Source organism: Paraburkholderia sp. NPDC080076 (assembly GCF_050281145.1).
Classification (GTDB): domain Bacteria; phylum Pseudomonadota; class Gammaproteobacteria; order Burkholderiales; family Burkholderiaceae; genus Paraburkholderia.
Genome location: NZ_JBNNWQ010000012.1, coordinates 59,481 through 86,282 on the forward strand (window position 1 = coordinate 59,481; position 26,802 = coordinate 86,282).

29 protein-coding genes and 3 pseudogenes are annotated in these 26,802 nt (G+C 59.9%); 5 read left to right on the forward strand and 27 right to left on the reverse strand.

The annotated features are described in order from the left end of the window. Nucleotides 1-20 precede the first annotated feature (20 nt). On the reverse strand, nt 21-1,112 hold the full coding sequence (locus tag ACQKRQ_RS34830) for a CobW family GTP-binding protein (RefSeq protein ID WP_427482057.1): 1,092 nt from the start codon (nt 1,110-1,112) through the stop codon (nt 21-23). A 149-nt stretch (nt 1,113-1,261) separates the two neighbouring features. Here ACQKRQ_RS34830 and ACQKRQ_RS34835 point away from each other — a divergent pair, with 149 nt between their 5' ends. Further along, complete coding sequence (locus tag ACQKRQ_RS34835; protein ID WP_408291195.1) at nt 1,262-2,065, forward strand: IclR family transcriptional regulator; 804 nt, start codon at nt 1,262-1,264, stop codon at nt 2,063-2,065. Nucleotides 2,066-2,273: 208 nt separating this feature from the next. Here ACQKRQ_RS34835 and ACQKRQ_RS34840 read toward each other — a convergent pair whose 3' ends face one another. The 3 genes from ACQKRQ_RS34840 to ACQKRQ_RS34850 all read right to left on the reverse strand — a co-directional run bounded on the left by ACQKRQ_RS34840 (nt 2,274) and on the right by ACQKRQ_RS34850 (nt 4,632). Next, nucleotides 2,274-2,420, reverse strand: a complete 147-nt coding sequence (locus ACQKRQ_RS34840) for a hypothetical protein (protein ID WP_427482059.1) — start codon at nt 2,418-2,420, stop codon at nt 2,274-2,276. A 40-nt stretch (nt 2,421-2,460) separates the two neighbouring features. Further along, a complete protein-coding gene (locus tag ACQKRQ_RS34845) occupies nt 2,461-3,537 on the reverse strand; it encodes an ornithine cyclodeaminase (RefSeq protein ID WP_427482061.1) in 1,077 nt (358 codons plus the stop codon). Nucleotides 3,538-3,600: 63 nt separating this feature from the next. After that, nucleotides 3,601-4,632 (reverse strand): histone deacetylase family protein, encoded by a 1,032-nt coding sequence (locus ACQKRQ_RS34850; protein WP_427482063.1) that lies wholly within the window; start codon nt 4,630-4,632, stop codon nt 3,601-3,603. Nucleotides 4,633-4,748: 116 nt separating this feature from the next. Here ACQKRQ_RS34850 and ACQKRQ_RS34855 point away from each other — a divergent pair, with 116 nt between their 5' ends. Then, entirely contained in the window at nt 4,749-5,237 is a 489-nt protein-coding gene (locus ACQKRQ_RS34855; protein WP_168790669.1) for an Lrp/AsnC family transcriptional regulator, read from the forward strand. Between the two features lie 228 nt (nt 5,238-5,465). Here the strand turns inward: ACQKRQ_RS34855 and ACQKRQ_RS34860 are convergent, their stop codons facing one another. Continuing rightward, entirely contained in the window at nt 5,466-5,954 is a 489-nt protein-coding gene (locus tag ACQKRQ_RS34860; RefSeq protein ID WP_427482065.1) for an NUDIX domain-containing protein, read from the reverse strand. 724 nt (nt 5,955-6,678) lie between these two features. Between ACQKRQ_RS34860 and ACQKRQ_RS34865 the strand changes: the two genes are divergently transcribed. Then, complete coding sequence (locus tag ACQKRQ_RS34865; protein WP_427482066.1) at nt 6,679-7,383, forward strand: hypothetical protein; 705 nt, start codon at nt 6,679-6,681, stop codon at nt 7,381-7,383. A gap of 364 nt (nt 7,384-7,747) precedes the next feature. Here ACQKRQ_RS34865 and ACQKRQ_RS34870 read toward each other — a convergent pair whose 3' ends face one another. The 20 genes and pseudogenes from ACQKRQ_RS34870 to ACQKRQ_RS34965 form a co-directional block, all read right to left on the reverse strand. Further along, nucleotides 7,748-8,203: a DUF3788 domain-containing protein gene (locus ACQKRQ_RS34870; protein ID WP_427482322.1), complete on the reverse strand. Its 456-nt coding sequence runs from the start codon at nt 8,201-8,203 to the stop codon at nt 7,748-7,750. Between the two features lie 318 nt (nt 8,204-8,521). Further along, nucleotides 8,522-8,980, reverse strand: coding sequence for a RidA family protein (locus ACQKRQ_RS34875; protein ID WP_427482068.1), 459 nt, complete (start codon nt 8,978-8,980; stop codon nt 8,522-8,524). Between the two features lie 52 nt (nt 8,981-9,032). Then, on the reverse strand, nt 9,033-9,539 hold the full coding sequence (locus ACQKRQ_RS34880) for a YkgB family protein (RefSeq protein WP_427482070.1): 507 nt from the start codon (nt 9,537-9,539) through the stop codon (nt 9,033-9,035). A 382-nt stretch (nt 9,540-9,921) separates the two neighbouring features. Further along, nucleotides 9,922-10,200, reverse strand: a pseudogene (locus ACQKRQ_RS34885) (helix-turn-helix transcriptional regulator); the annotation flags it as partial. A 43-nt stretch (nt 10,201-10,243) separates the two neighbouring features. Further along, entirely contained in the window at nt 10,244-10,693 is a 450-nt protein-coding gene (locus ACQKRQ_RS34890; RefSeq protein ID WP_427482072.1) for a GNAT family N-acetyltransferase, read from the reverse strand. Between the two features lie 271 nt (nt 10,694-10,964). Then, entirely contained in the window at nt 10,965-11,435 is a 471-nt protein-coding gene (locus ACQKRQ_RS34895) for a pyridoxamine 5'-phosphate oxidase family protein (RefSeq protein WP_427482074.1), read from the reverse strand. A gap of 89 nt (nt 11,436-11,524) precedes the next feature. Then, nucleotides 11,525-11,790 (reverse strand): annotated as a pseudogene (locus ACQKRQ_RS34900) (hypothetical protein). 77 nt (nt 11,791-11,867) lie between these two features. Next, entirely contained in the window at nt 11,868-12,563 is a 696-nt protein-coding gene (locus ACQKRQ_RS34905) for a glutathione S-transferase N-terminal domain-containing protein (RefSeq protein WP_427482075.1), read from the reverse strand. Between the two features lie 142 nt (nt 12,564-12,705). Then, nucleotides 12,706-13,623 carry an NADP-dependent oxidoreductase gene (locus tag ACQKRQ_RS34910; RefSeq protein WP_427482077.1) on the reverse strand — a complete coding sequence of 306 codons (918 nt, stop codon included), beginning with the start codon at nt 13,621-13,623 and terminating at the stop codon, nt 12,706-12,708. Nucleotides 13,624-13,688: 65 nt separating this feature from the next. Then, nucleotides 13,689-14,234, reverse strand: a complete 546-nt coding sequence (locus ACQKRQ_RS34915; RefSeq protein WP_427482078.1) for a carboxymuconolactone decarboxylase family protein — start codon at nt 14,232-14,234, stop codon at nt 13,689-13,691. A 188-nt stretch (nt 14,235-14,422) separates the two neighbouring features. Further along, the gene (locus ACQKRQ_RS34920; RefSeq protein ID WP_427482080.1) at nt 14,423-15,058 is read right to left on the reverse strand and encodes a nitroreductase family protein; all 636 of its coding nucleotides are present in this window, start codon (nt 15,056-15,058) and stop codon (nt 14,423-14,425) included. 71 nt (nt 15,059-15,129) lie between these two features. Beyond that, nucleotides 15,130-15,900, reverse strand: coding sequence for an alpha/beta hydrolase family protein (locus tag ACQKRQ_RS34925; RefSeq protein WP_427482081.1), 771 nt, complete (start codon nt 15,898-15,900; stop codon nt 15,130-15,132). 92 nt (nt 15,901-15,992) lie between these two features. Next, nucleotides 15,993-16,532: a carboxymuconolactone decarboxylase family protein gene (locus ACQKRQ_RS34930; protein ID WP_427482082.1), complete on the reverse strand. Its 540-nt coding sequence runs from the start codon at nt 16,530-16,532 to the stop codon at nt 15,993-15,995. 295 nt (nt 16,533-16,827) lie between these two features. After that, nucleotides 16,828-17,784 carry a cupin domain-containing protein gene (locus tag ACQKRQ_RS34935; protein ID WP_427482084.1) on the reverse strand — a complete coding sequence of 319 codons (957 nt, stop codon included), beginning with the start codon at nt 17,782-17,784 and terminating at the stop codon, nt 16,828-16,830. A 126-nt stretch (nt 17,785-17,910) separates the two neighbouring features. Next, nucleotides 17,911-18,621 (reverse strand): SDR family NAD(P)-dependent oxidoreductase, encoded by a 711-nt coding sequence (locus ACQKRQ_RS34940; RefSeq protein WP_427482085.1) that lies wholly within the window; start codon nt 18,619-18,621, stop codon nt 17,911-17,913. A gap of 13 nt (nt 18,622-18,634) precedes the next feature. Further along, nucleotides 18,635-18,919 (reverse strand): DUF3331 domain-containing protein, encoded by a 285-nt coding sequence (locus ACQKRQ_RS34945; protein WP_132380043.1) that lies wholly within the window; start codon nt 18,917-18,919, stop codon nt 18,635-18,637. Between the two features lie 146 nt (nt 18,920-19,065). After that, nucleotides 19,066-19,611 (reverse strand): carboxymuconolactone decarboxylase family protein, encoded by a 546-nt coding sequence (locus tag ACQKRQ_RS34950; protein ID WP_132380042.1) that lies wholly within the window; start codon nt 19,609-19,611, stop codon nt 19,066-19,068. 37 nt (nt 19,612-19,648) lie between these two features. Then, a complete protein-coding gene (locus ACQKRQ_RS34955) occupies nt 19,649-20,281 on the reverse strand; it encodes an FMN-dependent NADH-azoreductase (RefSeq protein WP_132380040.1) in 633 nt (210 codons plus the stop codon). A gap of 112 nt (nt 20,282-20,393) precedes the next feature. Next, nucleotides 20,394-21,011, reverse strand: coding sequence for a nitroreductase family protein (locus ACQKRQ_RS34960; RefSeq protein WP_427482088.1), 618 nt, complete (start codon nt 21,009-21,011; stop codon nt 20,394-20,396). Nucleotides 21,012-21,057: 46 nt separating this feature from the next. Further along, nucleotides 21,058-21,321: pseudogene (locus tag ACQKRQ_RS34965) on the reverse strand (cupin domain-containing protein); the annotation flags it as partial. 175 nt (nt 21,322-21,496) lie between these two features. Between ACQKRQ_RS34965 and ACQKRQ_RS34970 the strand changes: the two are divergent. Continuing rightward, nucleotides 21,497-22,930, forward strand: coding sequence for a PLP-dependent aminotransferase family protein (locus ACQKRQ_RS34970; protein WP_427482089.1), 1,434 nt, complete (start codon nt 21,497-21,499; stop codon nt 22,928-22,930). 331 nt (nt 22,931-23,261) lie between these two features. Further along, nucleotides 23,262-24,179, forward strand: coding sequence for a sterol desaturase family protein (locus ACQKRQ_RS34975; protein WP_427482090.1), 918 nt, complete (start codon nt 23,262-23,264; stop codon nt 24,177-24,179). 190 nt (nt 24,180-24,369) lie between these two features. Here the strand turns inward: ACQKRQ_RS34975 and ACQKRQ_RS34980 are convergent, their stop codons facing one another. Both ACQKRQ_RS34980 and ACQKRQ_RS34985 read right to left on the reverse strand, forming a co-directional pair. After that, nucleotides 24,370-25,944, reverse strand: coding sequence for an aldehyde dehydrogenase family protein (locus ACQKRQ_RS34980; RefSeq protein WP_427482092.1), 1,575 nt, complete (start codon nt 25,942-25,944; stop codon nt 24,370-24,372). Further along, nucleotides 25,908-26,786, reverse strand: a complete 879-nt coding sequence (locus ACQKRQ_RS34985) for a PhzF family phenazine biosynthesis protein (protein WP_427482094.1) — start codon at nt 26,784-26,786, stop codon at nt 25,908-25,910. Before ACQKRQ_RS34985 ends, ACQKRQ_RS34980 begins: the two co-directional genes overlap by 37 nt. Nucleotides 26,787-26,802 lie beyond the last annotated feature (16 nt).

A 26,802-nucleotide genomic window follows, 5' to 3' on the forward strand; every position in this document is an offset into this window, starting at 1 on the left:
AGACTCCGCAAATACTGTGATCAATGTTGTCCGGGCAATATACGGTCGAGTTCGTCCAGATTGCGGGGCAGCAACCCCGCCTCATCTATCCGCAAAGCACGCAAGCTCGACGCCAGCCAGTCGCGTTCGAGCGCCTCGCCGATAACCGTCAATCGCGCACGGTTATCACCGATGGGCCAGCGCAAAAGTGTCTCCGGCGGATAGAAGTGCGTGCCGACACCCTGAATCAGCACGGCCGCCTGAGTCTCTTTCAGGCGAAATAATCCCTTGCAGCGCAGCAACCGTGCGCCGTATCTTTCGACGACCAGTTGCCACCACGCCGCGATGCCGGGCCACGAGGTGTCTCCATCGATCCAGAAGCTCTCTGCGCCCACGGACGTCTCATGCACGCCACGGGCGTGATCGTGGTGCCCGTGCTCATGCTGAGGGGCCAGCGCTTCCAGCGGCGCAATCGGCTCTCTGTCGGGCGTCGCCTCGCAGAAGGCGGCGTGAAGCGCGTTATCGGCTGCCGCATCGATCCGGCGTGCTCGCGGATTCATCGCGATTGTCATGGTGCCCACAGCGGACACTTGCGCCGCGTCCACCAGATCCGTCTTGGTTATCACCAGCACGTCCGCCACCGCGATTTGCCGAGCGGTCTCGCGCTGCATCTTGATCTGCTCTGCGGCCAATCGGGCGTCGACCGTGGTGATCACGCGTCCGAGTGCAAAGTAGCCCGCGAGCGCCCTATCACCGATCAGCGAATGCAGGACGGGCAATGGCTCGGCGAGTCCTGTCGTTTCAACAACCACCTTGCGCAGTGGCATACCGATCCGCTTTGCCTGTGCGGCAATATTCAGCAAGGTCTCGCGCAGCGCGCCGTTCAATGAGCAGCACAGGCACCCCGAGTCAAGCAGCAAGACGTTGTCCGACACCTCACCGAGGATCACCTGATCGATACCGATTTCACCCACCTCGTTGACCACGACGGCGGTCCCCAGAGCCTCGGAGCTCTTCAGGAAACGATTCAGGAAGGTTGTTTTGCCGCTGCCGAGGTAGCCGGTCAGCACGTCGCAAGGAATCGGCGCGCCTTGTTGAGACACTTCCCCGGCTACATCGTGGAGTTTTTCCATGATCACTTAAATCGTTACGTTTAGCGATACATCGTTACGATCAGCATAACACGCTAATTTTTTTGCTTGCAACTGTCAGCAGCGAAATCGCTTGATGGGCGTCGCGGCCTGCTAATCTCTCGTTTCACGCGTGAAAAAGAGAAGGACGTATGACGGAGAAGAAGCTGAACTCGGTGGATGCGGTCAAGGTATCGGTGCGCATCATGGAAGCAATGGCGCTGGCTCAACGCGCTATGGGCGTGACTGAACTGGCGGACTTGCTTTCGGAAACGAAACCGCGCGTGCATCGACATCTCGTGACGCTGAAGGAAGTCGGCATGATTGAGCAGGACGCCTCCAACGATCGGTACCGATTGGGATGGAGAATTTTTCAGCTGGGCGAAGCGGCTGGAAACCAGTTTGATCTACGCCGCCTCGCTCAACCCTATCTGCTCGACCTGCGCGACGCGTTGCATGAAACGGTCGTGTTGGCCGTACCTACCAATGGCCTGCCGATGGTGATCGACTCGGTCGACAACATCTATGCGCGCATCTGCGTGAGCGTCAAACCGGGGAACCGGCCGCCACCGCATTGCTCAGCGCTTGGCCGCGTCACAATGGCATTTGCCACTGAGACTGAGCGTCAGGCGCTGGTCGGGGATTTACTGAAGGAAGACTCAAGCTTTTCCAAAGCGGCGCTGACGCGACTCGAGAAGCGCCTTGCACGCATTCGCTCAACGCGGTTCGATGTTTGCGCCGGAGAAATGATGCCAGGTATCAATACACTGGCCGTGCCGGTCTTCCGCGACGGCGCGACGCTCGCCGGCGTGATCGCAATCATCGGCTCCGTCGAGAGCATCACTGAGCCGCCTGCGGTGAAACAACTCAGTCTGCTGCACCATGCTGCATCCGAACTGTCGCGACACCTTCACGGCGACGTCTATGCCCTCGATGTCGGCGGCACGCCTGCCTAAGCGCTCAGCACGTTCCGCCAGCTGTTCAGGCACATGACTGGCCGGACGACTTAGGCGGGCGAATCGGAAGTCGTCGTTGCCGCTATTTATACAACTCCGACTCCGCCGTCAGTGTCAGCGTACCGATGACCTCGTTAATCCGAGGATCCGGCCGCGAGCGAGCTGACGCCCCCGACCGTCTTTGCAAATTCACCAGCGTCGTCGCTGATCACGGTCCCGCGTTCATCGCTCGCCACACCGTTCCGGCCGAGGAACTGATCGAGTCGCGCTGCAGCCGAGGCAACCTCCCTGTGCGCAAGCGTTGCGCGTCGGTGGCGACAACCCGGTACGTCGTGTTGAGGCTTTGCTGAGTCATGTCCCCTCCTCTTTGTGCCGCGCCAAAGGCGCCTGTTCAATCAATGACGAATCGTGTCAGCCAGCGCGGTATCGACGCGCTTCAACGGTTCGCACGAGGCGCTACCTATCGCCACGCCATAGAGATTCTTCGGATCAGGCGGCGTGGGAATAAGATCGAGTTCGATGCCGATGTTCCGTTCGCGTGACGCGGCATTGAGGTAGCGCAGCGCGGAGAAGTCTTCCAGCGCGAAACCGACCGAGTCGAACACGGTGACCTGCGAGGCGGATTCGCGGCCTTTTTCCGTGCCGGACACGATCCGGTGGAACTCGACGACAGGAAAGTCCGGCGTGAGCTGCTGAATATCGCCTTCGATGCGCGTCTGCGGCTCGTACTCGACAACGACACGTGCGCGCCGGAGAACATCGGCATGCAATTCCGTCTTGCCCGGACAATCGCCGCCGACGGCGTTGATATGCATGCCGTCTTCGATCATCTCCGGCGTCAGAATCGTCGCGTTTGTCTTGTCCGCGGTAACCGTGGTCACGATGTCCGCGCCGCGGACCGCGTCCGCCGTGGAGTCGATCCGGATCACTCGAAGCGCCCTGTACGGCGCGAGGTTGTGCACGAGCTTTTCCGTCGCGGTCTCGTCGACGTCGAAGACTCTGATCTCTTCGATGCCCAACATCTGGTGAAACGCAATGGCCTGAAATTCGCTTTGCGCGCCGTTGCCGATCATGGCCATCGAGCGCGAGTCCGGTCGTGCAAGGTAGCGTGCAAATAGCACTGAAGTCGCGGCCGTCCGAATAGCCGTCGTCAACGTCATCTCGCTCAGGAGCAACGGATAGCCCGTGTCCACATCCGCGAGCACGCCGAATGCCATGACCGTGAGCAGATCAGACTGTGTATTCTTCGGATGTCCATTGACGTACTTGAACGAATACAGCCGGTTATCCGACGTCGGCATCAGTTCAATCACGCCATCGGTCGAATGGCTTGCCAGCCGGGCAGTCTTTTCGAACGTATCCCAACGGCGATAGTCCTGTTCGATGTAAGACGCCATGGTCGTCAGGACTTGTGTCATGCCGACCTCGGCGACCAGCTTTGAAACATCGTTTACATCTATGTATCGCGTCATGCTTTTAGCTCCTTGTATGCGGGCGACGGTCGGATCGCAAAGCGACGAATCGGTAAAACGACATCAGGCTCTACCTTCAAAGCCCAACAGAACGTTGACCGCGTTGATTCCAATCTCGTCGACCATATATCCGCCCTCCATCACGAAAAGCGTGGGGACGTTGAAGCTTGCGATCGCCTCGCCGATGCGCAGATAGTCCGGCGTGCGCAGGCGGAAGTGGCTGATGGGGTCGTCTTCGAACGTGTCGACCCCGAGAGAAATGACCAGTGCGTCGGGTGCATGCTGCCCGATCGCCGTGCCGGCGTGGCGCAGCGCGTGGTCGAAGCCTTCCCAGGCCGTTCCCCTCGGAAGGGGCAGGTTCAGGTTGAAACCCTCTCCCGCGCCGACGCCACGTTCGTCGGCATACCCCGAGAAATATGGATAGGACACCGTGGGATCGCCATGAGTCGATACGAATAGAACATCAGGTCGATCGTAGAAAATGTCTTGCGTGCCGTTGCCGTGATGGAAGTCGATGTCGAGAACGGCTACGCGCTTTGCGCCGCCGTCGATGCAATGCTGGGCCGCAATCGCCGCGTTGTTCAAGTAACAATAGCCGCCCATGTATTCACGACCAGCATGGTGACCGGGCGGGCGGCAAAGCGCGAATGCGGCGCGCGCGCCACCCGACAACGCATCCATGCCGGTCAGTGCCGAGTTGGCGCTGGAACTGATCGCGGCCCACGTACCCGCGTTGATGGGGGATCCGGCGTCCATCGAAAAGAAGCCAAGCTTGCCATCGATGAATTCGGGCAACTCGTGACCGGGCAGTCCCCTCACGGGCCAGACGAGTGGCAGAGCCTGACAGGTTCTGCCCGTTGCAAGCCACTCGTGCCACGCTCCTGCCAGAAAGTCGACGTACCGCTGGCTGTGCGCGCCTGCATAGTCCGCGCATTGGTAGGCCTTCGGGCTGATGACATCGCCGAGTCCGGTTGCCCTCACTTGCGCGAGCACCGTCTCGGCGCGGAGGGGCTTCTCGAAGGAATCGGAGATGGCGCCGTCCTTTAGTTCGACGCCATGGTGCAAGCGATGATCGCTACTGTAAATGGTGAGCATGGTTGACTGCCGCGTTGAAGACAGCCAACAGTTTATTGAGCGGCGGCCGCATTGATTTTGCTTTCGGATGCGGAAAAGCCTAATATTTTGGGAAATTTGTCTAACAGGAATGAAAGATGAGCACAAATCGCCCAAAAATAGAAATGGACGCGGTCGACCGCTCGATGTTGCGCCTGCTTCAGGACGATGGTGCCGTGTCGAATGCCGCACTCGGGGAGAAACTCTCGCTGAGCGTGACGCCATGCTGGAGGCGGCGCAAGCACCTGGAAGACGAAGGTGTGATTACCGGTTACCAGGCGAACATCGACCGGCGCGCGGTCGGCCTGAATCTTCTTGCGTTCGTGCATCTCCGGTTCAATGTGCACTCGGACAAAACCGCGGATAACTTCGAGGCCGTCATCCGCGGTCGACCGGAAGTCCTCTCGTGCCACAAAATCACAGGCGATGCGGACTATATTCTGCAGGTGGTCGCCGCTGATCTGGACGCATACGGTGAATTTGTCGAGCGGGTGCTACGACGGCAGCCGGGCATCGCGTCGATACAATCGAGTCTTGCGCTACGCGAGGTGAAGTTTTCGTCCCGGGTTCCGATTCCTGACGCCTGAACACATGACTCAAAAGTGGGCTGCCGATTCGCCACTCGTTGCGACTCAACTCGGAGCGGGTTGTCAACGCGCGCTCGACCGCCACGCGCTGCACCCCGTTGTGGACCCTCGCCCTGGCCGCGCGTGCGTCCGATATCCGGTCGGAAGAGCACTCTCTCGATGAATTCCGCCCTGCTTGCTGGCCGCATTGAACTGCCCGTCGAGATGTCCCGAAAGGAAAAGGGCCAACTAACGGCAGAGATCTCTGCCGAGATACGCAGCGACCGCCCCTGTCAGCGCGATGCCGTGCAATTCCTCTGGCGATACCAGATGCGCGGCGATAATCTCACGATTATCAAGCCGCAACTCGGGTATGCAATCGAGGTGCAGTTCAAAGAAATGCACCCGGTCTCTTCGCCCGTCCCAAATGCCGCAGGCGCTGCCCGCGGGAAGTAATGGGCACGACGAGAAACCAATCTCCTCCTCCATCTCGCGCTGCGCCGCTGTATCAGGCGTCTCTCCGGGCCGGACACTGCCGCCGGGAAAATTCCACTCGGCCCGGTACGATGACTCCACCAGTAATAGCGCCCGCCCGACGTAGATTGCTACTAGCGCTCCCTCATGGCGAGGCCGTCGAAGGTGCCACCAGGCGCGAGCGAACGGGAATCCAAGACGAAGCACCATGCGCCAGACAGAGTCGATAGGCATAGATGGTCGCACTTGCTCAAGGCTCCGCATGAGGTCTCCCCTCCCTTATAATCCCTGCATTGATAGTGATTTCACCGGCGGAGAGCCCCACTTTATGAGTCAAGCACACGGGCGATACTCGGGATCTCGGGACAAGGGCCCGCGTCAGTCGCGCCAACCTTCAAAAACGTCATCTTACCGACAGAACAAATCATACGTAAAGGCGCCACCTGCCCGAGACCCGGCCCAGACGGCGTCTATTTTCAAAACGCGTTCCTTTAAATTTTTGGTCGATGCAGTGGGCGCGGAGAACATCGCACTAGGACTCGATTCGAACCTGACGCGCGTAACCGAACTGATGAATGGCGAGAGATTCACACCTGAGACGGCCTTCCACATCGAAACGACGCTCGGGTTACCGGATGGGTTTTTCGATCAACCTCATCCCACCCTCCCGTCCGAGACCATCAGTCGCTTGAGGGCGCCGCTCGACTTTATTCACCCGAATGCTGAACCGGAATCAGCGCACGGGCAGGTATTGGAGACGGTTCCCGCCACACAGGCGAATTCCCGCCCTACCCCCACAGATCGTTTGCCCAGGGAATCAGAAATGTCAAAGAGGACCGATGGCAGTTCGCCAAAGGCCGCCGCGAAGAGTAATCCCGCAGGGGCAAAGCCTGCCACGACTCCCCCGTCGAAATCTGCGTCAGCGAGAGCCAAAGCGTCTCCAAAGTCAGGGACTCAGCAATCGTTGCCACTGAACGACGTCGCAGCGTTGGAAAACATCCGTCGTGCCAATCTGCATGTGCTTACCCACCGTAAGGGATCGAAGGTGCGGCTGAGCGCAGTAGTGAGTATCAGCGCCTCCAACCTCGACAATCGTCTGTATGGACAGAAGCGCATGGACGACGCCGAAGCCAACCGCTTCACCGAACGTCTTGGTCTGCCAACCGCGTGGCTGGACGTTCCCCGTTCAGTCAGAGACATCCCTGAATCGGTCTCGGCTCTGCTTGATCCAGATCCACGGTCCGGTCGACATGCACCTGATCAGCAGGAACTGCCAGCTGCTTTAAAACCGGAAGCTACGGTGGCAAGAAAGCCTGCGGTTAAGAAAGCGAAAACCGCGCGCCGACGAAACACCGACCCGTCGGAGGCAGATCACACGGACGTCGCCGCCGAAACGAAGTCAGTTGTGGAGCAACAGGATGCGGTGCTCCCATCAGCCGCCGATCCGGACGTTCGGCAAGCTGTTGACCGTGATGTCCCGTCGTCCGCCTCTCACCCGCAGCCCGCGCTGGCCTCCGTCACAGAGATTATCGCGGAGCCACACCGTTATGCTTCCGTGACGAGCCTGGACGATCTGATAGGTATTGAACCGATAGCAGAGGCGCTGATCAAGACGCTCGCGGGTAAGGCACGCACCGGCCGCCTGGACGAGATGAAAGCGTTGGAACTCTTGCGGCAGATCGTGTCGCTCTGACCTGAATCGACAACTCACCGGCACTCCACGGCCGCCGGAGATTCCGCCGGAACGGAGTGCCTTTCCAGCAAACGCCGCGTATCCGATCATTGAGATGGGAACTGCGCCTCGTCTCATGGCGGGTTTGCTGGAGTATCGTGCGAGACGTTCGCGAATGTCACTTAACGGTCGCCTTGGGTATCTTCCGCCGGCCCCTCGAGCTGACAGAGTGTGGGGGTTCACGTCTGGTTACAGTAGTTCCTCTGGCCTTCCAACTTTCGCTGTAATAGATCCGGGGTCTCTGCTTCAGGGCAACACTCCCACCGCTAACGCGGCTTCCATTGTGATGCATCGACCGGTTGAATCCGCGGAACTTCCGCGACATTCAACCGCATGATAGCGGTGGGCGCTTCATGCTCACAAGCTCTGTCACCTCACGCCAATCATCTGCGGATGAGACCGCAACAGTCAACCATTTGCCGTCAGGGTATGCTCGGGCTTCATCGTAAAGCTTGACCAACTGTGGTCGCCAGGAATAACGCCGCTCCTCAAACTTCTCTCGCTCTGCTCGCCCCAAGACCACCAGAACCGAAAACAGCCTGTATGCCGGCAGCAAGGTGCAGAACGCCTTGGTCTTCTTGTAGCGCAGTGACCAACCGCGTTTCTTGCCACCATAGAGCCACTCTGGCGCGAAAACACCGGGGTAGGAAGCCTCGATCCAGCTCTGCAGCTCGGCCCAATGCTCGAACGCCTCTGGCCCGATCCAACTGCGGACAGTGCGCTCATCGGGCGGTGCCGATTTGTCGGTGATCCTGTCGCCGATTTGAGGGGACTGTTTCATGTTGCTTTCCTCTTCCTCTTCGTGGGTGGAATGTTTCTGGCGGTGCAGGTGCTCTCCTTGCCGACGATCTTTCATGAGCTTCTCGAAGGCAATTTAAATGCTTGGCGGTATCGAAAGTTCACCTATCCACGCTTGTGTCAGACCAATCGCTCTAATCGGATGCGCCAATGGCTGCGGCCTCAACAAAGCAAATACGCGGCACTCGTATCGATCTTGTCGAATTCGGGCGACTGCTAAGGATGCTCTGGACAATTCACTTTTGGAGCGGTGCCTATCTTTTCGATGAGATATCAAATCGGCTCGATCATCAGGGGCCGCCTATACCGTAGGCAGCACTGCTTTGAAGACGATTTCGATGAGTTGCTCAGGAAACGCCAGCCTCGAAACGCCGATCAGATTGCTGGCGCACTGAGGCCGCGCCGTAGCATAGGCTTCCTTGCGCACCTTGCCCGCTATCGCGAAAGCCTCATCGACATCGAGGACATAGATCGTCTCTTCCACCACATGGTCGAGGGTGGCTCCGAACTTTGCCAGGATCTTTGCAGCGTTTGCATAGGTCACCCGCATCTGCTCCGCCATCGTCGAGAAGTCGGCTGGCTTGCCGGTTTCATCGAGCGCGGCCGGCGCGATCATGACCCCCATGTTGTCATGACTAAGCTGACCGGACACATAGATCATGTTTCCGACCTTGATCGCCTGTGCATAGCCGTAATCGTCTTCCGCCGGTACGCCGTGATAGGCGGCCTCTTTGCCATTCGCTGCGCTCGTGTGCGTCATATATCATCTCCTGTCGAATAAGCCGGTTCAGATGTCCGGCCATCTGTTCACGTCACGATTTCTGAGGGTTGGTCCGCGAGCCCTGGACTGACGCTAGAAAGAGAGAAACCGATGCAGCCAGCAGAACAAGATCCTTAAGAAGAAACTGGCCAGGTACAGCTGAAATGGCCGGAAATCCGCCCGCCGTCGCTTCAGCTACTCCAGGGGTGCTCAAGAAGAAGGTGAGCGTGATCAGATAGGTCGCCGTCGACATCGCCGCGCCCAATGCGGAGAAAATGGGCAGGAAGGCTCCGAGAATCAGAGCAGCCGCGGTCGACAGCTCAAGGACGCCTATAACGTTACTTGCCCCTTGAACTCCCAATAGCGCGTGCAACCAGCTCATGATCGGGCTGTTGACGATGAACGGCGCGATGCCGTTGGCTTCGTAGGCGGTGAATTTCATTGCACCGAACCAAAGAAAGATGACCACCAGCGCCCATCTGAGCAGGGCCAGAATAGAGAGCGATCCAACGCTCTTTTCAGCGATTTGTAGACGATACTGATTTGCTCGAATGCTCATTTTGGATTTCCCGTTCAGGTTGTTCGTCGGTTCGTTAGGAGGCTCCACTTTAGAGCTACCCGGTTTCCGTTTCGAGACTAAATATGCTCAATAAAATGCCCAAAAGGATCAAGGCAACGAGGCGATCCGTTCCCGCGGCCGCGTTGCGGGATGGCACGATACGAGTCGTTTCGTCGAGATCGAGGTTCAAAATACTTGAAGGTAGAGACGAGCGCGTCGTGGATCGCTTGCCCAAATGAAACGGAAGGAGAGTTCCGATCCTCCGTGGATCTGGGATAGTTGCAACTGGGGTGTGCATGTCGGACTGCGCGTCATTGCTTGACCAGGACCGAACGAGGTCTGGTCGAAAGAAAGGCTCGCCCCGCGTTAGTGCATCTCCGCCTCATTCGTGCGGTATTCCGCAAACGAAGCGTCGCCATTCGCGTTCGCGCGCGAGGCGACGCCATTGTCCCGCCGTCATGCCCATCCTGTCGGTGAACACACGCCGGAATACCGACACGGATCGATACCCTATCGACCCGGCCACGACCTTCACGGTCATCGCCGGCTCCTTCAGCCCGTTGACGACCAGGCTCATGCGGATATCGGTCAGCAGTTCGACGGCCGAGCGCCCCAGCCTGTCCTGAAACTGCCGCATGAAGGTGTCTCGTGACATGCCGCACGGTGCGCCGCACGAGTGCTGGGGACGGCCCCGCGCCGTCGTGTCAGGCGAATAGTTTCCGGTACTGAATGAAAGGCGAGCGATCACCGACGCGGTCGTAAAGCCGCATAGCGGTATGGTTGGTTTCGTGTGTAAGCCAGTGCACACGGCACAGCCCGCGACGTTTCGCATCCGCGTAGACATGCTCGATCAGCGCGCGGCCGATGCCGCTGCCACGCGCATCGTGCGCAACGAACAGATCTTGCAGATAGCAGTAGTCGCCCGCTGTCCAGGTGGATCGATGGTAGATCGAATGCACCAGCCCCAACGCCTGTTCATCCACCATCGCAAGCGCGGCATGCATCGGCTCAACCGGGTCCAGAAAGCGTCCCCATGTCTCGAGCGTCACGGACTCGGGGATATCCACTTCGTAAAATCGCTGATAGCCTTTCCACAGCGGAAGCCAAATATCAAAATCGTTCTTTTCAATAGCTTTGATCTCGACTGATTGCATAGAATGCTCCTGAACTTGAGATATCCGCCATTCTGAATGCGGACGGGGCGCGCGGACGTGGCCGAACACCTCTAACGCCCAATCGAAGTGATCTGCGCCGACAATCCACTGGACGCCGATTCGTCGACCGAAGAGAGGGGGCCACTCCGGCGGACGACTCGCCCTTTCCCCTTGATGCGATCAACCGATTCCAGGAGTCAGAGGGTGCATGGACAGTTCGGGCGCATCAACAGGATCGGCCTCGTGAGCCGCTCGCGAGCGTACCCCCCGCCTACTCCATGATGGGTTTCACGCCATACTTTTGATAGTAAGTCATCCTGATCTCGTCCTGACTTCGAGGAGGGTCCGCGAAGACATGGGCCGGCGACAGCAATGGGACAATCGAAGAGGTTTCGATTCTGGCGACGTGATCGACAGGATACTCGAGGCCGTTCGTCGCCCGAACCCAGTCCGCGATCTTCAGATACTCGTCATCGCCCGGCGTCAGTATCAACGCACGGCCCTTGAATCGATAACCGCGCCTCTGGAAGATGTCGATGACGTTAATCTCCACGGCGGGATTGAGCTTCAGGTTCCGTATCGTCCCGGGCGATGCGATATCGGCGAAGTAGAGAACACCGTTGTTGACCGTCAAAGACGCCTTCGGCGAAAGATTGGGTGTCCCGTCCTCGTTGACTGTCGCGACGAACGACAGTATCGCCTGTTTGATGATCGCCTTCATGTCGGCGTTGATTTCATTCATAGATATCCTCGCTTGAAAAGAATTTGGGTGACTCCCAATGCGTCGACGAACAGAACTCGTCAAATGTTGATCTCAGGGTGAGCTTTTCGTTATTTGATGGGCGTGGTCAGCGTTTTGTCATCGGTGTCGAGGACGAATACCGCGAGCAACTTTGCCGGCTCGGTCTTGCTCGCGTTGCGGCTGATCGAATGGATCGCGCCCAGTGCATAATCGACTCCACGGCAATCAGTGACTTGCCCGGAATATTGGGAATGGCCGGCTCGTAGTTCTTCGTGACGGTTTCCGCTTCGCCGTCATGGGCCGAGACGGGGTCAACCACCAGGATGGCAAGGGTCGCGCAAGTGACAGCGATGATGGTTCAGATCTTCATGGACTATCTCCTTCCGGGTATCGGTTAGTCTTTGTTCTTCCGTGTTTTCTGCCAGCGCTGCTTCAGGCCGCCGTCACTTTCAGCCCGCGCTGTACCGCCGTCCGCGCGAGACCCCGTTCGAGCCATCGTTGTACCTGCCCGAAGCGCTCGAAACCGACGAGCTCGCGCGCTTCGTAAAAGCCGATCAGGTTGCGTACCCAGCCGAGCAGTGAAATATCGGCGATGCTGTAGTCAGCCCCCATCACCCAGTCGCGGCCCGCGAGCCGTTCGTCGAGGACACCGAGCAGCCGGGCTGATTCGGTTGCGTAGCGCTCGCGCGGGCGCTTGTCCTCATAGGCTTTGCCTGCGAATTTGTTGAAGAAGCCCACCTGGCCGAACATCGGCCCGACACCGCCCATCTGCCACATCAGCCACTGGATCGTTTCGTAGCGCGTGTTGGGATCGGTGGAGAGGAGCCGTCCCGTTTTGTCGGCGAGATAGATCAGGATCGCTCCCGATTCAAACAACGCAAGCGGCCGTCCGCCCGGACCATCGGGATCGAAGATCGCCGGAATCTTGCCATTGGGGTTGAGCGCGAGGAAGGCCGGATCGTGGTTCTCGTGCGCCATGATGTCGATGCGATGCGGCTCATAGGCAAGGCCCGTCTCCTCCAGCATAATGCCGACTTTCACACCGTTGGGTGTCGGTAAGGAAAAGAGCTGGAGCCGATCAGGGTACTGCGCCGGCCAGCGCGTGAAAATTGGATGAAGGAGTGTCATTTTCTTCCTGGGTGAGCGGGTCGAGTCGGGCCGGGGCATGGCCGACTCTTCCGACTGGATGCATGCCGGGACGATCGCCACGAGCCAAAAAAGCAACGATGATCCACGGGGTGGGCAGAGCCGTTCGCCCTCCCCCGCTTTCTCACGAACGAACGCGGATGATCGTCTTCCCCGCGATTCGTCCGGTCGGGTTGAAGGCGGCAACCGCATCATCGAGGCTCGCGACGGTGCCGATGTTCGTCCGCAGTCGCCCGTCCCGCACCCGCTGGACGATCTCACCCAGCTGGGCACGATCGGACTCGACCACGAAGTCGACCACCAGGCCGTCCGTAGGCCGCGCCTCGGTCGGGCCGGCGATCGTCACCAGCGTTCCTCCGGCTCGAATCAGGCCCGCGGACCGCTTCGCGATGTCGCCGCCAAAGACATCGAAAACCAGATCGACGCCGCCGACGTCTTCCAGGGCGTCGTTCTCGAGGTCGACGAACTCCTGCACGCCGAAGTCGAGCGCCGTCTGACGGTGCGCAGCGCGTCCGGTACCGATGACGTAGGCGCCGTACTCACGTGCAAGCTGGGTCACCATTGACCCGACCACGCCGGCCGCGCCGTGCACGAGGACGCTCTGCCCCGACCTGAGGCGGCCGTGCTGGAACAACCCCTGCCATGCAGTCAGGCCCGGCATCGGCAGGCTCGCGCCTACCGTGAAGTCAACGTCGCCTGGCAGCGGCGCGAGGTTACGCGCCTCGACGGCCGCGTACTCGGCAAGCGTGCCATCGCGAGTCCAGTCCGTGAGACCGAACACCCGCTGTCCCACTGACAGCCCCGTCGTCCCATAGCCGAGAGCGGTCACCACTCCGGCCAGCTCGTGCCCAGGAATTGACGGTGTTCGGTCACGGTTCACGCGGTCGGTCCAGGTGGGGGGCCACGTCAGCTCATCCCAGGTGAATCCCGACGCGTGAACCTGCACGATGACGTCGTTTATCGCCGCGTGCGGCTCGGGTCGCTCCGTCAGCCGCATCCCGCCTGTTCCTGCAGCCTGGTCCGTCACAATGATTGCCTTCATCGTCCTTCTCCTTGTGCGTGGTATATCGCCATTTCCGAATTCCCTCGCAAACGAATGAATAGAGTTCAGATCGAGCCAGCCGGCGTAACGGCGGGAAAGTCCTTCTCGGGATCGAACACGTTATTGAAAAAGTTCGTCAGCGAGTACATGGCTACCAGCGCGACGATCTCCATCACGTTTGCATCCGTGTAGCCGGCATCGCGGACCGCTTTCAGATCGGCGTCACCGACCTGCCCTCGGGTCTCGATGACCTTGCGCGCAAACTGGACGGCGGCGTCCCGCTTCGGGTCGGTGGCATGGCCCTTCCGGGCGAGAATGATTTCATCAGCCGGCAGCTTCGCCATGTGCTCGGCCGTAAAGCTGTGAACCGTCAGGCAGTAGTTGCAGCCGTTCACTTCGGAGACAGCGAGGCCGATGCTGTCACGCGTCTTCACGTCGAGCGCCTTGCTCAGGGAACCGAGCAGCGTGGCCCATGCGTTGAACGCGATCGGGCTTTGCGCGAAGGCCGCCATCATATTCGGGGTGAACCCGATATTTTTGGTGAACGCATCGAGCGTCGGTTTCGATTCGGCCGGCACCTGGTCCGGCTTTAAAGTAGTAGTCCTTGTCATCGTGGTCTCTCTAAGTCACTGGTTTCACTAGTTTGGGAGAGTTCATCTGGGAACCATCCCTCGGCTTACTTCGTGCCCGAGTCCGGGGTCGAATGTGATCAGGCCTTCAGGTAGGAGGTACCTTGCGCTTGCCTCCCATTCTGTCGGCCCCGTGGTCGTTCGGCGTGGTCACCGCCGCGGCGACGCATCTAAACGAGATCCAGCACATCGGTCAGGGGACGGCGCGGCTTTTGCGCCCAGTTTCCCGGACGCTCCGCCCCGACGGACAGCAGCAGAACCGGCACTTCGTCCCCGGCCAGTCCGAACTCGCGGTGCACCGCTTCGGCATCGAAACCGATCATCGGCGTCGAACCCAGCCCCAGTGAGCGGGCCGCATAGATCATCGCCGACGCGCCGAACGTGGCGGTGCGTACAGCCTCGTCGCGCCGGCGCTGCGGGTACGCCATGTACAGATCGCGTGCGGGGTTTTCCCATTCGGGCACCATCGCGGCCGGCATGACGCCCGCCTCCACCAGCGGCGCCAGCCGCTCCGGTATGACGCTGGTATCGACCAGCTGGCCGCAAACGATGAAGGTCACGGCCGCATCGGTGATCGCGGGCTGGTTCCAGGCAATCGGACTCAACCGGGCCTTGGCTTCACGCGTGCGTACCGCGATGAAGCGCCAGTTCTGCAGGTGGAAGGATGTCGGCGCGGTGGTGCCGATTCGCACGAGCTCGCGAATCTGGTCGTCGCTCAGGGTGACGGCAGGATCGTAATATTTGGCGGCGCTGCGGCTCAGGATACATTCGATGACTGCATTGGTCATGGTGGTTCCATCGTTCATGGTGATTCCTATGGGTGTGGGGATAGGTTGAGGGACACGAGTGCTTTCGCTCTATGCAGAGCTGCTGTCATTCACGGTTCTGAAACCTGATACCGGCTGGCCCAGGTCGCTATCATCGCGGCGGCATAGTCGGCGTCGGCCCGGCGCGTAAGCAGGTGATCGGCGTTGTCCAGGGAAATGAAGCTCTTGGGGTGCTTCGCGACCGCAAAAATGCGCGCGGCATTCTCGATACCCACTGTCGCATCCAGCGGCGAATGCAGGACCAGCAATGGAATTCGCAACTGGGCGATTCGGAACGCCAGGTTGTGACGCGCCAGGTCGTCGACAAAACTCTTGCGCACGACGAACGGCCTGCCAGCCAGCAATACCTCTGCTTCCCCTCGCGTCTCAATGGTTTGAAGGCTTCGCGGGTCGAACTGATGCAGAACATGGCTGGTATCAAAGGGGGCGCCCAGCGTGGCCACGGCACGAATGCCCGGCATCTCGCCCGCCGCCAACAAGACGGCTGCGCCACCAAGACTATGGCCGACGAGAATCGATGGGGATTTACCGTCTCTGGTCATGGCGTTGCCGGCCGCGACCAGATCGTCCACGTCCGCGGCGAAAGTGGTGTCGGCAAAACTCCCACCGCTATTGCCTAGTCCGGCAAAATCGAAGCGCAACACACCAATGCCATGAGCGGCCAGCGCACGCGCCACGCGACTGGCGGCCAGGCTGTCCTTGCCGCACGTAAAGCAGTGAGCGAGTATGGCCCAGCTCTGCGCATCCCCGTCCGGTAGTTCCAACCTGCCGGCGAGCCTGTAGGCACGTGGTCCGTCAAACTCAAAGGATTGTGCGGTCATAAGTCGATATCTCTGGTTTGGCGGGCATTACATCAGCGAGCTGCCGGGCGACACCCTGGATGTGTGCTGCCGAGCTTGTCCGGCGAGGCCCTTCACTCGACGGCTGGAAAGTCGACGTCGGTGCCGTTGATACGATTGAAGGTATTGGTGAAGATTCCGAGTGCGACGGTCAGCGAGATCTCCGCCAACTGGGTGTCGGTATAGCCAGCCGCACGAATGGCATTAAACTCGTCCTCGCTGATCGTGCCGCTCGTGGTCTGCAGGTGTGACACGAAGCGCACCAGTGCATCACGTTTGGCGTCACCCGTGACCTGCCCCACGCGAATGGCGCGCAAGACATCGACCGGCAGGCCCACCTTCTTGCCCACAAAACTGTGGGCGGCCACACAAACGTCGCAGCCCGTCTTCGCACTGACCAACAGCTTGATGGTTTCGACCTCTTGCCGGCTCAGGCTGCCTGAGTCCAATGTGCCTTGGGCGTCGAGCACCGCGGCCAAAGACGCCGGTAGAAGGTAGCCCAACGCGGCGTACGTGTTCGGGACCCGGCCGCCAGCAATCTTCCTGACCCGCGCATAGATATCAGCGGTGGCGCCAGTTGCCGATTCGATGGCGGGAATAGCGATACGGCTCATGTTGTGAACCCTTCATCACGTGGTTAGGAGTCTCCACTTTAGGCCTCCCCCGTACCGATTTCGAGACCGGATTTACTCAATAAAATGTCCAAAAGGATCAAGTCAACCCGGGGGATCCATCCCTCGGCACACAGCGCGGACGGCGCATGTCGTCTCGTGGAGATCGAGGTTCACGTGCTGCAGTTATAGACGAACGCGTCGAGGGTCGCTCGCGCGAATGGGCGGCCGCCCCGCGCCGACACCTCTAGCACTTCATCCAGCCTGCACACCGAAAGCGAAGCGCTAATTTGTGCCACTACTGGCCCTGGCGCGCGAGACGGCGCCATTGCCCCGGCGTCATGCCCATCCTGTCGGCAAACAGACGCCGGAATGACGACACGGATTGATACCCTACCGATTCGGCGACGGCCTCGGTTGTCATCGTCGGCTTCTTCAGCTCGTTTGCGGCCAGGCTCATGCGGATATCGGTTAGCAGGTCGATGGCCGAGCGCCCCAGTGTGTCCTGGAAGTGCCGCATGAAGGTGGCGCGTGACATGCTGCACAAGGCGGCCAGATCAGGCAGACTCCAGGACCGCGCGGGATCGGCGAACATGGCTGAAATGGCCGGCGCCAGTCGTGGATGGCCTGCGAGCGCCAACAGGCCTGCCGGGGCCTGCTCGGATTCGCTCGCCTCGCGCAGTACTAGCATGAACAGCGCCGAACTAAGCGCGTTGAGGATGGCGTATCCGCCCACTTTGTCGCCCGTGGACTCGGAGCGCATCAGACCCACGAAACTGGCCAGGTGATTCGAAGCAGACCCGATATCCGTTTCACCATGGCCTTCCATGGTCCGTACCACCAGATTCGTGGGCAGGTAATTGCGAATCAGCCGGTCATGAGGCGGCCCGATGAGAAATCGCCCGCACAACATGTCCAGATGCTCGCCCTGGCCGTCATTCTCGCTGAGCGTCAATCCGGCGGAGCCCTGGCGTTCGTAAGTAGGCCCAGGCGCATGTCCACTGCCATCGTGCAGAACGTGCGCCGACCCGTGAGGCAGCAGCACGATATCGCCGCCCACCAGTTCCCTGGCCGTCTCTGTCTCCGGATCCTCGATGATGGCCCGGCCCTTGAGCACGACGTGGTAGGGAATCTCATGCGCCGCGGACTGATCCCAGGCCACACGCCAGGGCGCACCGTAGGCGCAGCGGACCTCCAGCCGGCCGGTGATGGTGATCATTTGCAGGAGATGGCTCAGCCAGTCGACTTGGGACATGGGACTCCGTTAGGCCTCGACATGGAAAAGATGGGGCACCGGCCGGACTACTGCGCCTGCCGGCGCGTGAAAATGGGATGCCTGAGTGTCATTTTCTTCCTCCTTCACGATCAGCGCCGGCGCATCTCAGCGGCCAGCACTTTGCCCGCCGTCGACGTGCAGGATCTCTCCGGTGATAAACGGTGCAGAATCGAGAAACAGGATGGCGTCGGCGATGTCGCTCGTCTCGCCCAGACGTCCAATAGGGTTGAAGGCTCCCAGCGCTTCATAAATTTCAGGCGCGTGCATGGGCGTCTTTATGTTCCCCGGAGCGACGGCGTTTACACGAATGCCCTTCTTCGCGTACTCGATCGCCAGTGACTTCGTGGCGGCGTTGATGCCGCCCTTCGTCAGAGCCGCCAGGACCGAGTAGACCCCACTGATTGCAACCTGGTCTATGCTGGCCGTGACGCTCACCACGTGGCCACTCGAATGCTTTTCCATCTCGGCGATCGCGAGTTGCGTGATGTGATAGAAGCCCGCCATGTTCACGTTCATCACGGCGGCGTAGTCCTCAGCGGTGTGTTCGGTAAAAGGCTTTCCGATATAGATGCCCGCGTTGTTCACCAGCGTATCGATCCGGCCAAATCGCGCGACGCCTTCGGAAATGACACGTTGGGCGGTCGCGGGGTTGCCGCTGTCACCGGCTACCGTCAGGACGTTCGCGTCGTCCGACGGCTTGATCGAACGTGAGGTTGCAACGACGGCATAGTCGAGCTTGCGAAATGCCTGAACGATCGCGGCACCGATCCCTTGCGACGCGCCGGTAACGACGACAACCTTTCGTGACGTGCTCATGTTTTGGTACTTTTTAACGTGATGGTTTCTGGGAAAAGCCAGATACAGCGGAAGCTAGAATCATCCGATGGCGATTGATAGGCACATGCGATCGATGTACACGCGGACGAAATATCGAATCCCCGCGGCGTATTGGCTTACCGGACAGCACACAAATCGCATCCGCGTGCGCAAGACCGATACCCCAGATCTGATTCGCATAATGACCCAGGCAAGGATCGCTCCAGCGTATGCTAATCGTCGTTGACGACAGCTTCTCCACAATGGAGACGTGCAACGGCGACCGTTCGTTTTGCATGGTGGGGATCGCTCATCATCAAAACCTTGTCGGTAAGCCCGGATGGGTTCGCAAGAATCTTTTGGCATCAGGAATCTTTTGCATCCGGGCTTTCGCGTTACGCTCGCATCAACCTCCTGGGACACCCGGAAATGGTCGATATATCGTCAAATCGAGCCAGCCGGCGTAACAGCGGGAAAGTCCTTCTCGGGATCGAACACGTTGTTGAAAAAGTTCGTCAGCGAGTACATGGCTACCAGCGCGACGATCTCCATCACGTTTGCATCCGTGTAGCCGGCATCGCGAACCGCTTTCAGATCGGCGTCACCGACCTGCCCTCGGGTCTCGATGACCTTGCGCGCAAACTGGACGGCAGCGTCCCGCTTCGCGTCGGTGGCATGGCCCTTGCGCGCGAGAATGATTTCATCAGCCGGCAGCTTCGCCATGTGCTCGGCCGTAAAGCTGTGAACCGTCAGGCAGTAGTTGCAGCCGTTCACTTCGGACACAGCGAGGCCGATGCTGTCACGCGTCTTTACGTCGAGCGCCCTGCTCAGGGAACCGAGCAGGGTGGCCCATGCGTTGAACGCGATCGGGCTCTGCGCGAAGGCCGCCATCATATTCGGGGTGAACCCGATATTTTTGGTGAACGCATCGAGCGTCGGTTTCGATTCGGCCGGCACCTGGTCCGGCGTTAGCGCTGAAGTTCTTGCCATCGTAGTCTTCCTTATAAGTTACTGGTTTTACGAATACTCAAACGCGGCTCCGCACGAGGCTGACCATCGCCGGTTCGATCGTCGCGATGAGCGAGCGGCGAAGTTCGGTTGCGCGCGTCTCATCGATGAAGGCTGTAGCCTGCAAAGGCAGGTAATGGACGGTATTGAGACCAATGCAGCCGAGCACGGCGGTAAGATAGGGCGTAAGGAAATCCGGCTGATTGGCTCGATCACCAGCGAATACGCCACCCGAAGCGATCCCGACGAATACCGGACGGTCCTGAAGCATTCCGACCTTGCCGGTTGGTGTCGACTTCATCGTGCGGCCGACACGGAGGATCTGATCGATCCACGCCTTCAGGACGGACGGGACCGTGAAGTTGTTCATCGGCGTGCCGATGACAACGACATCGGCACACTCGACCTCCTGAATGAGTTGCTCGGCCGGAAGCACCGCGTCGGCGGACCGCCCTGCCGCGGCCAGCGACGCGGGCGTCGCGAGCGCGGCGGCATAGTCGGGTCCGGCATGAGGTATCGGTTCATATCCGAGGTCCCGACGAATTACATTCGCGCCGGGCAGAATCGTGAGAAGCTTTTCGACAAGCGCCGCCGACAGCTCTCGACTGTGCGACTTCGGTCGCGGACTGCTATCGATGTGCAGGATATTCATACGACTTTCTCCGGCCGCGTCACAAAGCCAATGGCGGCATCGAGCATCTGTTCAGGCTTGGTGCGGCGGTTCTTGCCGCGTACCTTCCACAGGTCACCGGTTCTACTAGCCATTAAACGAGATCCAGCACATCGGTCAGGGGACGGCGCGGCTTCTGCGCCCAGTTTCCCGGACGCTCCGCCCCGACGGACAGCAGCAGAACCGGCACTTCGTCCCCGGCCAGTCCGAACTCGCGGTGTACCGCTTCGGCATCGAAACCGATCATCGGCGTGGAACCCAAGCCCAGTGAGCGGGCCGCATAGATCATCGCCGACGCGCCGAACGTGGCGGTGCGTACAGCCTCGTCACGCCGGCGCTGCGGGTACGCCATGTACAGATCGCGTGCGGGGTTTTCCCATTCCGGCACCATCGCGGCCGGCATGACGCCCGCCTCCACCAGCGGCGCCAGCCGCTCCGGTATGACGCTGGTATCGACCAGCTGGCCGCAAACGATGAAGGTCACGGCCGCATCGGTGATCGCGGGCTGGTTCCAGGCAATCGGACTCAGCCTGGCCTTGGCTTCACGCGTGCGTACCGCGATGAAGCGCCAGTTCTGCAGGTGGAAGGATGTCGGCGCGGTGGTGCCGATTCGCACGAGCTCGCGAATCTGGTCGTCGCTCAGGGTGGCGGCAGGATCGTAATACTTGGCGGCGCTGCGGCTCAGGATACATTCGATGACTGCGTTGGTCATGGTTAATCCTACAGGTGAGGGGATAAGTCGAGGTACGAGGGGCTTTTTACCTGACCGGCGTGGTCAGTTCCTTGTCGTTGCTATCAACGACGAATACCGCCAACAGCTTTGCAGGTTCGGTTTTGCTCGCGTTCCGCCTGATGGGATGGCGCGCGCGAGGCGGTTCGGACCAGCTCTCGCCCGCGCGATACACGCGTACTTCACCATCGTTCACTTTTGATTCGATTGCGCCTGATACCACGTACGCGTATATGAAAGCGGACTTGGTGTGCGCGTGAGGTACCGAGGCAGCGCCCGGCCGCAGCGCCAGCGCTTACGAAGATCGCAACTATCGCGCAAAACGCAGACAGGATCGGGTGAATGGTCATGACCAGATATCTCCCCTATTGGCCTTACATTTGTACCAACGATGGTGTGAATATTCTGTACCATCGATGGTACGAATTAAAGAACCAAGATTCCCCGTTTTTGTGTGTACCAAGAACATGAATGCAGACCTGCAGATTCAGCTCGACCGGACAGCGAAGCTGTCCCTGGCAGAACAGATTCGTATGAGCATTAGCAGGGCCATAGAGTCAGGCCTGCTCGCACCTGGTACCCGACTGCCCTCGTGGCAGGACCTGGCCGCGCAGCTCGGCGTGGCGCGCGGTACAGTTCAAGCGGCATATGAACGGTTGTCCGACGCTCAAATGATCGAAACATTCCGGGCCGGGGGCACCCGCGTCGCCCCACGGCCCCGCGTGGCGGCGACTCAATCCGAAGCGCCGCAGCTCGGAGCGTTTATGAGGGCTTATGAGGAGATGAACGCCGGGCCGGCGATCTTTCAGCTCGGCATTCCGGCGTTTGAAGGCCTACCGGAACAGCTTTTTGCACGCGCGCGCTCGTCCAATCTACTGAAGACCGGATGTCTATCGTCACTGCTCTATCCCGATCCCAGAGGGGAGTTCGAATTGCGAAGAGAGATCGCGGGCTATCTCGCCATCGCTAGAAACGTTCACTGCTACCCGGAGCAGGTGTTTATCACTTCGGGATACAGCTCCGGCTTAGGCCTTGCACTGCGGGTGTTAGGTTTGGAAGGCAAGAAGGTCTGGATGGAAGAGCCCGGTTTCATGCTCACCCGGAAAGGGTTGGAGCTCGCTCGTTTGAATATCGTGCCGGTACCGGTGGATGCAGAAGGTCTCAACGTAGGCTATGGCATCGAGAACGCCGCGGACGCAGCGTTAGCCGTCGTGACGCCTGGCCAACAGGCTCCGCTGGGCTCGACCCTGTCGTTAAGGCGACGTCTTCAGCTGCTTGAATGGGCGGCCTCGAGCGACGCCTGGATTATCGAAGATGACTACCTCGGCGAGCTACAACTGCAAGGCAGGCCGGCACCTGCCCTGGCATCTCTGGACGAGGGAAAACGGGTCATTCACATCGGTTCCTTCAGCAAGACTGTTAGCCCGGGGCTCCGGCTTGGATTTGTCGTGGCGCCAAACGAATTGGCCAACGCATTCTCCGAAGTAGCCGCAACGCTTGCCCCGGCACCATCACCGGTAGTTCAACTCGCCACGGCTCAATTTATGCGTGATGGCCACTACATCCGACGCGTGCGTCGGCTCAAGCGTCTATATTCTGCCCAGCGTGACGCGCTATGCGAGCAGTTACGATTGCGCGACGCAGAGTGGGTTAATGCCGGCCTGGCAGTACTCCTCCGACTCCCCGACGGCGCGCCCGATGTGCGGATCGTTCGGGAAGCGATGACCATTGGCATGGCACCATCGCCTTTGTCCGCATGGTTCGCGACTCCATCCTGGACCTTACCCGGCCTTTTGCTCGGGGTGGCCACGGCGCCTGAACAGCACCTCGCCACATCGTGCCGTCGACTGTTCGAGATCATCGACCGATATTGCCAGCGCGACGTGCGGGGCGTCACTTGAGACCACGAAGGAAACTCCGGTGCAAGCCAGCAACTGAGGCGACACCGCGCACGACCGGAGACAAAGCGAAGCGCGCCGACGGCACAGTTTGACCTGCCCTTGACACCGTGCGGTCCTGTAACTGTCACTACCGTGTCGAAGGACCAGGCTCCATGTGTGTGGGCCCGACTTTCATCGCATGGCAAGGCTCCGCCTCCCACGACATACGATGAAATAACTTCCACATAGACTGTTATGGCGCCCATGGCTAATGTGTCGGTATCGGATGCGACGCACTGACACACCCTTTCACCGCAGACGATAGCTTCCGCCACTACCGTAGGGCATCGTCATGGAATCACTTGGAAAATTCACGCTTTACGTCACAGCTTTCGTCATCGCCGTGTCGCTGGTCGAAGCTGTCTGGCTTAGCCGGAAAAATCGCACAACCGACACGCCATTCGCATGGCACGAAGTGTGGCTTTCGCTCGCCGATGTTGTCGGGCGCAAGCTGCTCGCGCTGCTGCCGCTCTCGCTCGCAACCCCCATATTTGCCCTGGCGTGGGAGCATCGCATCTTCACCGTAGAACTGAACAGCGCTCTGATGGTGCTCACGCTCTTCATCGGCCAGGAATTCTGCTACTACTGGTATCACCGGGCGTCGCATCGCATCCGGTTCTTCTGGGCGACGCACGCTGTGCACCACTCGCCTAACCAGTTGACCCTTTCCACCGCGTACCGGCTCGGCGTGACGGGCAAGCTGTCGGGCTCGGCGATCTTCTTCGCGCCGCTCGTATGGCTCGGCGTGCGTCCTGAAGTCGTACTGCTGACGCTCTTCATCAACCTCATGTATCAATTCTGGCTGCATACCACGTGGATTCCGAAGCTCGGCTGGCTTGAGTATGTTTTCAATACGCCATCCTCGCACCGCGTGCACCATGCATCGAATGTCGATTATCTGGATGCGAACTACGGCGGCGTATTGATTATCTTCGACCGGCTGTTCGGCACCTACGTTGAAGAGCGCGCCGACGAACCTTGCCGTTACGGTCTCGTCACGCCGACCACCTCGCGCAATCCGTTCGTCGTCGAGTTCGAGCACTGGGCGACACTGGTGCGGGACGTAGCGAAGGCAAAGAACGTGTGGACGGCGATCAATCACATTCTCCAGCCGCCTGGCTGGCTGCCGGACGGCGGCGGCGAAACCACAGATGAACTGCGCCGCAGGAACAAGGCACCTTGTGGCGAACGCAAAGTGGCCAATGGCTGACCATACGTCCACTGACGCCTGGTTCACTCAGAAGGAACTGTCAGACCGGTCCGGTGACAACGGGTCAGCCGGCATCCGGTACGAGTTCGCCATCACAATTGGCGTACGGATCGCGCCGCCCATCGTGGCATCGATGAGATTTCCAGCGCGCACTGCCTGATTGTGGAAAGCGAGGCTTGCCGGCTGGTCCTTATCCGGCCGTCGCTACATGATCCTGGTTGCCATATGTCGTCTTCCTGATGCACACGACTTTCGGTTGAGTCATTTCCTCGTACGCAAACCTGACACCTTCGCGGCCCAGGCTTCCGTACTTGAATCCCCCGAACGGCATGGCATCGAATCTGTAATCCGATGAGTCGTTGATCATGACCCCGCCGGCTTCCAGTTCGTCGGCGGCCCTGAGCGCTGCATGCAGATCGTTTGTGAAGATGCCGGCATGCAGGCTGTACTCGGGGCTGTTGGCAAGCGAAAGCGCCTCGTCCAGTGTCTCAATCCGCTGCAGAACGACAACCGGGCTGAACACCTCCTCCTTCCACAGGTCGCAGTCGAAGCCGACGTCCTCGAGCACCGTCGGAGCGTAAAGCGAACCGTCTTGCGTATTCCCGCACAGCAGCCTGGCACCCTGACCGATCGCGGCATCCACCACGCGTTTCGTCTGGACGGCTGACTGAGCTGTAATCATCGGTCCGACGTCCGTGTCGGGCAAGGCGGGATTGCCCGACTTGAGTGCTCGAGTACGGGCAACAAAGCGCCTCGCGAACTCGTCGTAGATGGACGACTGGATCAGGATTCGTTGCGTGCCGATACAGTTCTGGCCCGCTGCCCAGAACGCTCCGGACACACACGACGAAACGGCGTCTTTGAGATTGCAGTCACTCAGGACGATGACGGGTGCGTTGCCTCCCAGATCCATCGCGAACTTTTTCAGACCCGACGACCGGGCGATTTTCTCTCCGGTTATGAATCCACCGGTAAAGGAAACCATTCTGACGTCCCGCGATGAGACGAGCGCTTCGCCGAGCGCTGCGCCGCCCGTCGCGACCGACACGACGTTCGATGGCAATCCGGCCGCCACCAGATATCCGACGAGCTTGATCGCCGACAGTGGCGTGAATTCAGACGGTTTGAGCACCACGGCATTGCCGCCGGCAATCGCCGGCCCCAACTTATGCGCCACCAGGTTCAGCGGATCGTTGTATGGGGTGATGGCGACGATGATGCCGAGAGGCTCCCGAGTGAACCATCCCTGCCGGTTTTCCGATCCACCGTACGCGTCGAACGGCACGACCTCACCTACGTTTTGACGCGCTTCATCGGCGGACAGCTTGAGCGTGTTCACGCATCGCAGCACTTCCTTGCTGGCCTGCCGGATCGTCTTGCCCGCTTCCGCGACGATCAGATCGGCAAACGCGTCCTTGTCACGCTCCACAAGCGATGCGCAAATCTCTAGCACGCGAGCCCGTTCGTGACGGGACAGGTTGCGGCAGACGCGCGCCCCCTCCTTTGCGGTCTGGATCAGCGCCTGCGCGCCTCCCGGTGGAATGTTCACGACAGTGCCCACTTCGACGCCATCGAAGGGATTGGTGATCGAGATGAAGCCCGGCGATGCATCAATGGGAAATGCGTCATTCATTTCGAAACGCCTGTGGTCGTCTTTTCTTTCGAATGCGGGAAATGGCAAAATTCCTCGCGCAAACACTCTCAGCGCGTCTCGCGCCAGGTCTCCGTTTAGAGCGTAAGCGAGCCTTCCACGGACGTGACGCACGAACCGCCGACGCTTACCACTCCGTTCGCATCCACGCTTACCTTGACTCGCCCATCTCGACCGACGCAACGCCCCTGAGCCGCCACGTAATCGGCTCCGCCAGGCGGTAACAGGCCGCGCTGCCACTGGAAGACGGCCACGCTGCCGTTGCCGCTTCCGCAGACAGGATCCTCCTCCACCCCGCAGGACGGTGCGAAGGTACGCACTTCAATTGCCGCATCGTCGCCATGCTCGCGAGCGCCGAATACGGTCAGGCCCGTGACGCCCAGGCGGCGCTCAAGCTCAGCCAGTCTCGGGAGATCCGGCCGAAGATCCAGTACGGAAGCCGCGTCGATCATTTGAACCACGATCCAGATGGCGCCCACGTTCACGATACCTGGCGCAGTCTTCAGGTCCACTTTGCACCCGAGGATGCGCTCCAACTTCGCCATGTCCGTCGTGTGCAGCGGCTCCAGCTTCGCAGGCGGTAGCCGGAAGGTGAGCTCGCGGCCTTCGCTTCGCGCCTCGATCGTCAATTCGATGAGCCCGATGCCGCATTCCTGGATCAATCGACCGATTCGGCGGGGCGCGACGCGCCCGGCTTCCAGGATTGCGTGCGCGCTACCAAGCGTCGGATGGCCGGCGAAAGGTAGTTCGCTACGCGGCGTGAAGATCCTCAAGCGATAGTCGGCGTCGGCTGTCGTGGGCGGAAGGACAAACGTCGTTTCCGAAAGATTGGTCCATCTCGCAACAGCCTGCATCGCGTCGGCGGTCAGGTTCTCCGCGTCCATGACCACGGCCACCGGGTTGCCCAGAAGCGGCCGGAATGAAAAGACGTCAACCACGCTATAGGATCGCTTCATGCTCCCTCCGTCTGAA

Excerpts from the sequence above, each read along its gene's own strand:
- ACQKRQ_RS34830 (WP_427482057.1), bottom strand. The coding sequence starts at position 1,112 with ATGGAAAAACTCCACGATGTAGCCGGGGAAGTGTCTCAACAAGGCGCG.
- ACQKRQ_RS34835 (WP_408291195.1), top strand. The coding sequence starts at position 1,262 with ATGACGGAGAAGAAGCTGAACTCGGTGGATGCGGTCAAGGTATCGGTG.
- ACQKRQ_RS34840 (WP_427482059.1), bottom strand. The coding sequence starts at position 2,420 with ATGACTCAGCAAAGCCTCAACACGACGTACCGGGTTGTCGCCACCGAC.
- ACQKRQ_RS34845 (WP_427482061.1), bottom strand. The coding sequence starts at position 3,537 with ATGACGCGATACATAGATGTAAACGATGTTTCAAAGCTGGTCGCCGAG.
- ACQKRQ_RS34850 (WP_427482063.1), bottom strand. The coding sequence starts at position 4,632 with ATGCTCACCATTTACAGTAGCGATCATCGCTTGCACCATGGCGTCGAA.
- ACQKRQ_RS34855 (WP_168790669.1), top strand. The coding sequence starts at position 4,749 with ATGAGCACAAATCGCCCAAAAATAGAAATGGACGCGGTCGACCGCTCG.
- ACQKRQ_RS34860 (WP_427482065.1), bottom strand. The coding sequence starts at position 5,954 with ATGCGGAGCCTTGAGCAAGTGCGACCATCTATGCCTATCGACTCTGTC.
- ACQKRQ_RS34870 (WP_427482322.1), bottom strand. The coding sequence starts at position 8,203 with ATGAAACAGTCCCCTCAAATCGGCGACAGGATCACCGACAAATCGGCA.
- ACQKRQ_RS34875 (WP_427482068.1), bottom strand. The coding sequence starts at position 8,980 with ATGACGCACACGAGCGCAGCGAATGGCAAAGAGGCCGCCTATCACGGC.
- ACQKRQ_RS34880 (WP_427482070.1), bottom strand. The coding sequence starts at position 9,539 with ATGAGCATTCGAGCAAATCAGTATCGTCTACAAATCGCTGAAAAGAGC.
- ACQKRQ_RS34890 (WP_427482072.1), bottom strand. The coding sequence starts at position 10,693 with ATGCAATCAGTCGAGATCAAAGCTATTGAAAAGAACGATTTTGATATT.
- ACQKRQ_RS34895 (WP_427482074.1), bottom strand. The coding sequence starts at position 11,435 with ATGAATGAAATCAACGCCGACATGAAGGCGATCATCAAACAGGCGATA.
- ACQKRQ_RS34905 (WP_427482075.1), bottom strand. The coding sequence starts at position 12,563 with ATGACACTCCTTCATCCAATTTTCACGCGCTGGCCGGCGCAGTACCCT.
- ACQKRQ_RS34910 (WP_427482077.1), bottom strand. The coding sequence starts at position 13,623 with ATGAAGGCAATCATTGTGACGGACCAGGCTGCAGGAACAGGCGGGATG.
- ACQKRQ_RS34915 (WP_427482078.1), bottom strand. The coding sequence starts at position 14,234 with ATGACAAGGACTACTACTTTAAAGCCGGACCAGGTGCCGGCCGAATCG.
- ACQKRQ_RS34920 (WP_427482080.1), bottom strand. The coding sequence starts at position 15,058 with ATGAACGATGGAACCACCATGACCAATGCAGTCATCGAATGTATCCTG.
- ACQKRQ_RS34925 (WP_427482081.1), bottom strand. The coding sequence starts at position 15,900 with ATGACCGCACAATCCTTTGAGTTTGACGGACCACGTGCCTACAGGCTC.
- ACQKRQ_RS34930 (WP_427482082.1), bottom strand. The coding sequence starts at position 16,532 with ATGAGCCGTATCGCTATTCCCGCCATCGAATCGGCAACTGGCGCCACC.
- ACQKRQ_RS34935 (WP_427482084.1), bottom strand. The coding sequence starts at position 17,784 with ATGTCCCAAGTCGACTGGCTGAGCCATCTCCTGCAAATGATCACCATC.
- ACQKRQ_RS34940 (WP_427482085.1), bottom strand. The coding sequence starts at position 18,621 with ATGAGCACGTCACGAAAGGTTGTCGTCGTTACCGGCGCGTCGCAAGGG.
- ACQKRQ_RS34945 (WP_132380043.1), bottom strand. The coding sequence starts at position 18,919 with ATGCAAAACGAACGGTCGCCGTTGCACGTCTCCATTGTGGAGAAGCTG.
- ACQKRQ_RS34950 (WP_132380042.1), bottom strand. The coding sequence starts at position 19,611 with ATGGCAAGAACTTCAGCGCTAACGCCGGACCAGGTGCCGGCCGAATCG.
- ACQKRQ_RS34955 (WP_132380040.1), bottom strand. The coding sequence starts at position 20,281 with ATGAATATCCTGCACATCGATAGCAGTCCGCGACCGAAGTCGCACAGT.
- ACQKRQ_RS34960 (WP_427482088.1), bottom strand. The coding sequence starts at position 21,011 with ATGACCAACGCAGTCATCGAATGTATCCTGAGCCGCAGCGCCGCCAAG.
- ACQKRQ_RS34970 (WP_427482089.1), top strand. The coding sequence starts at position 21,497 with ATGAATGCAGACCTGCAGATTCAGCTCGACCGGACAGCGAAGCTGTCC.
- ACQKRQ_RS34975 (WP_427482090.1), top strand. The coding sequence starts at position 23,262 with ATGGAATCACTTGGAAAATTCACGCTTTACGTCACAGCTTTCGTCATC.
- ACQKRQ_RS34985 (WP_427482094.1), bottom strand. The coding sequence starts at position 26,786 with ATGAAGCGATCCTATAGCGTGGTTGACGTCTTTTCATTCCGGCCGCTT.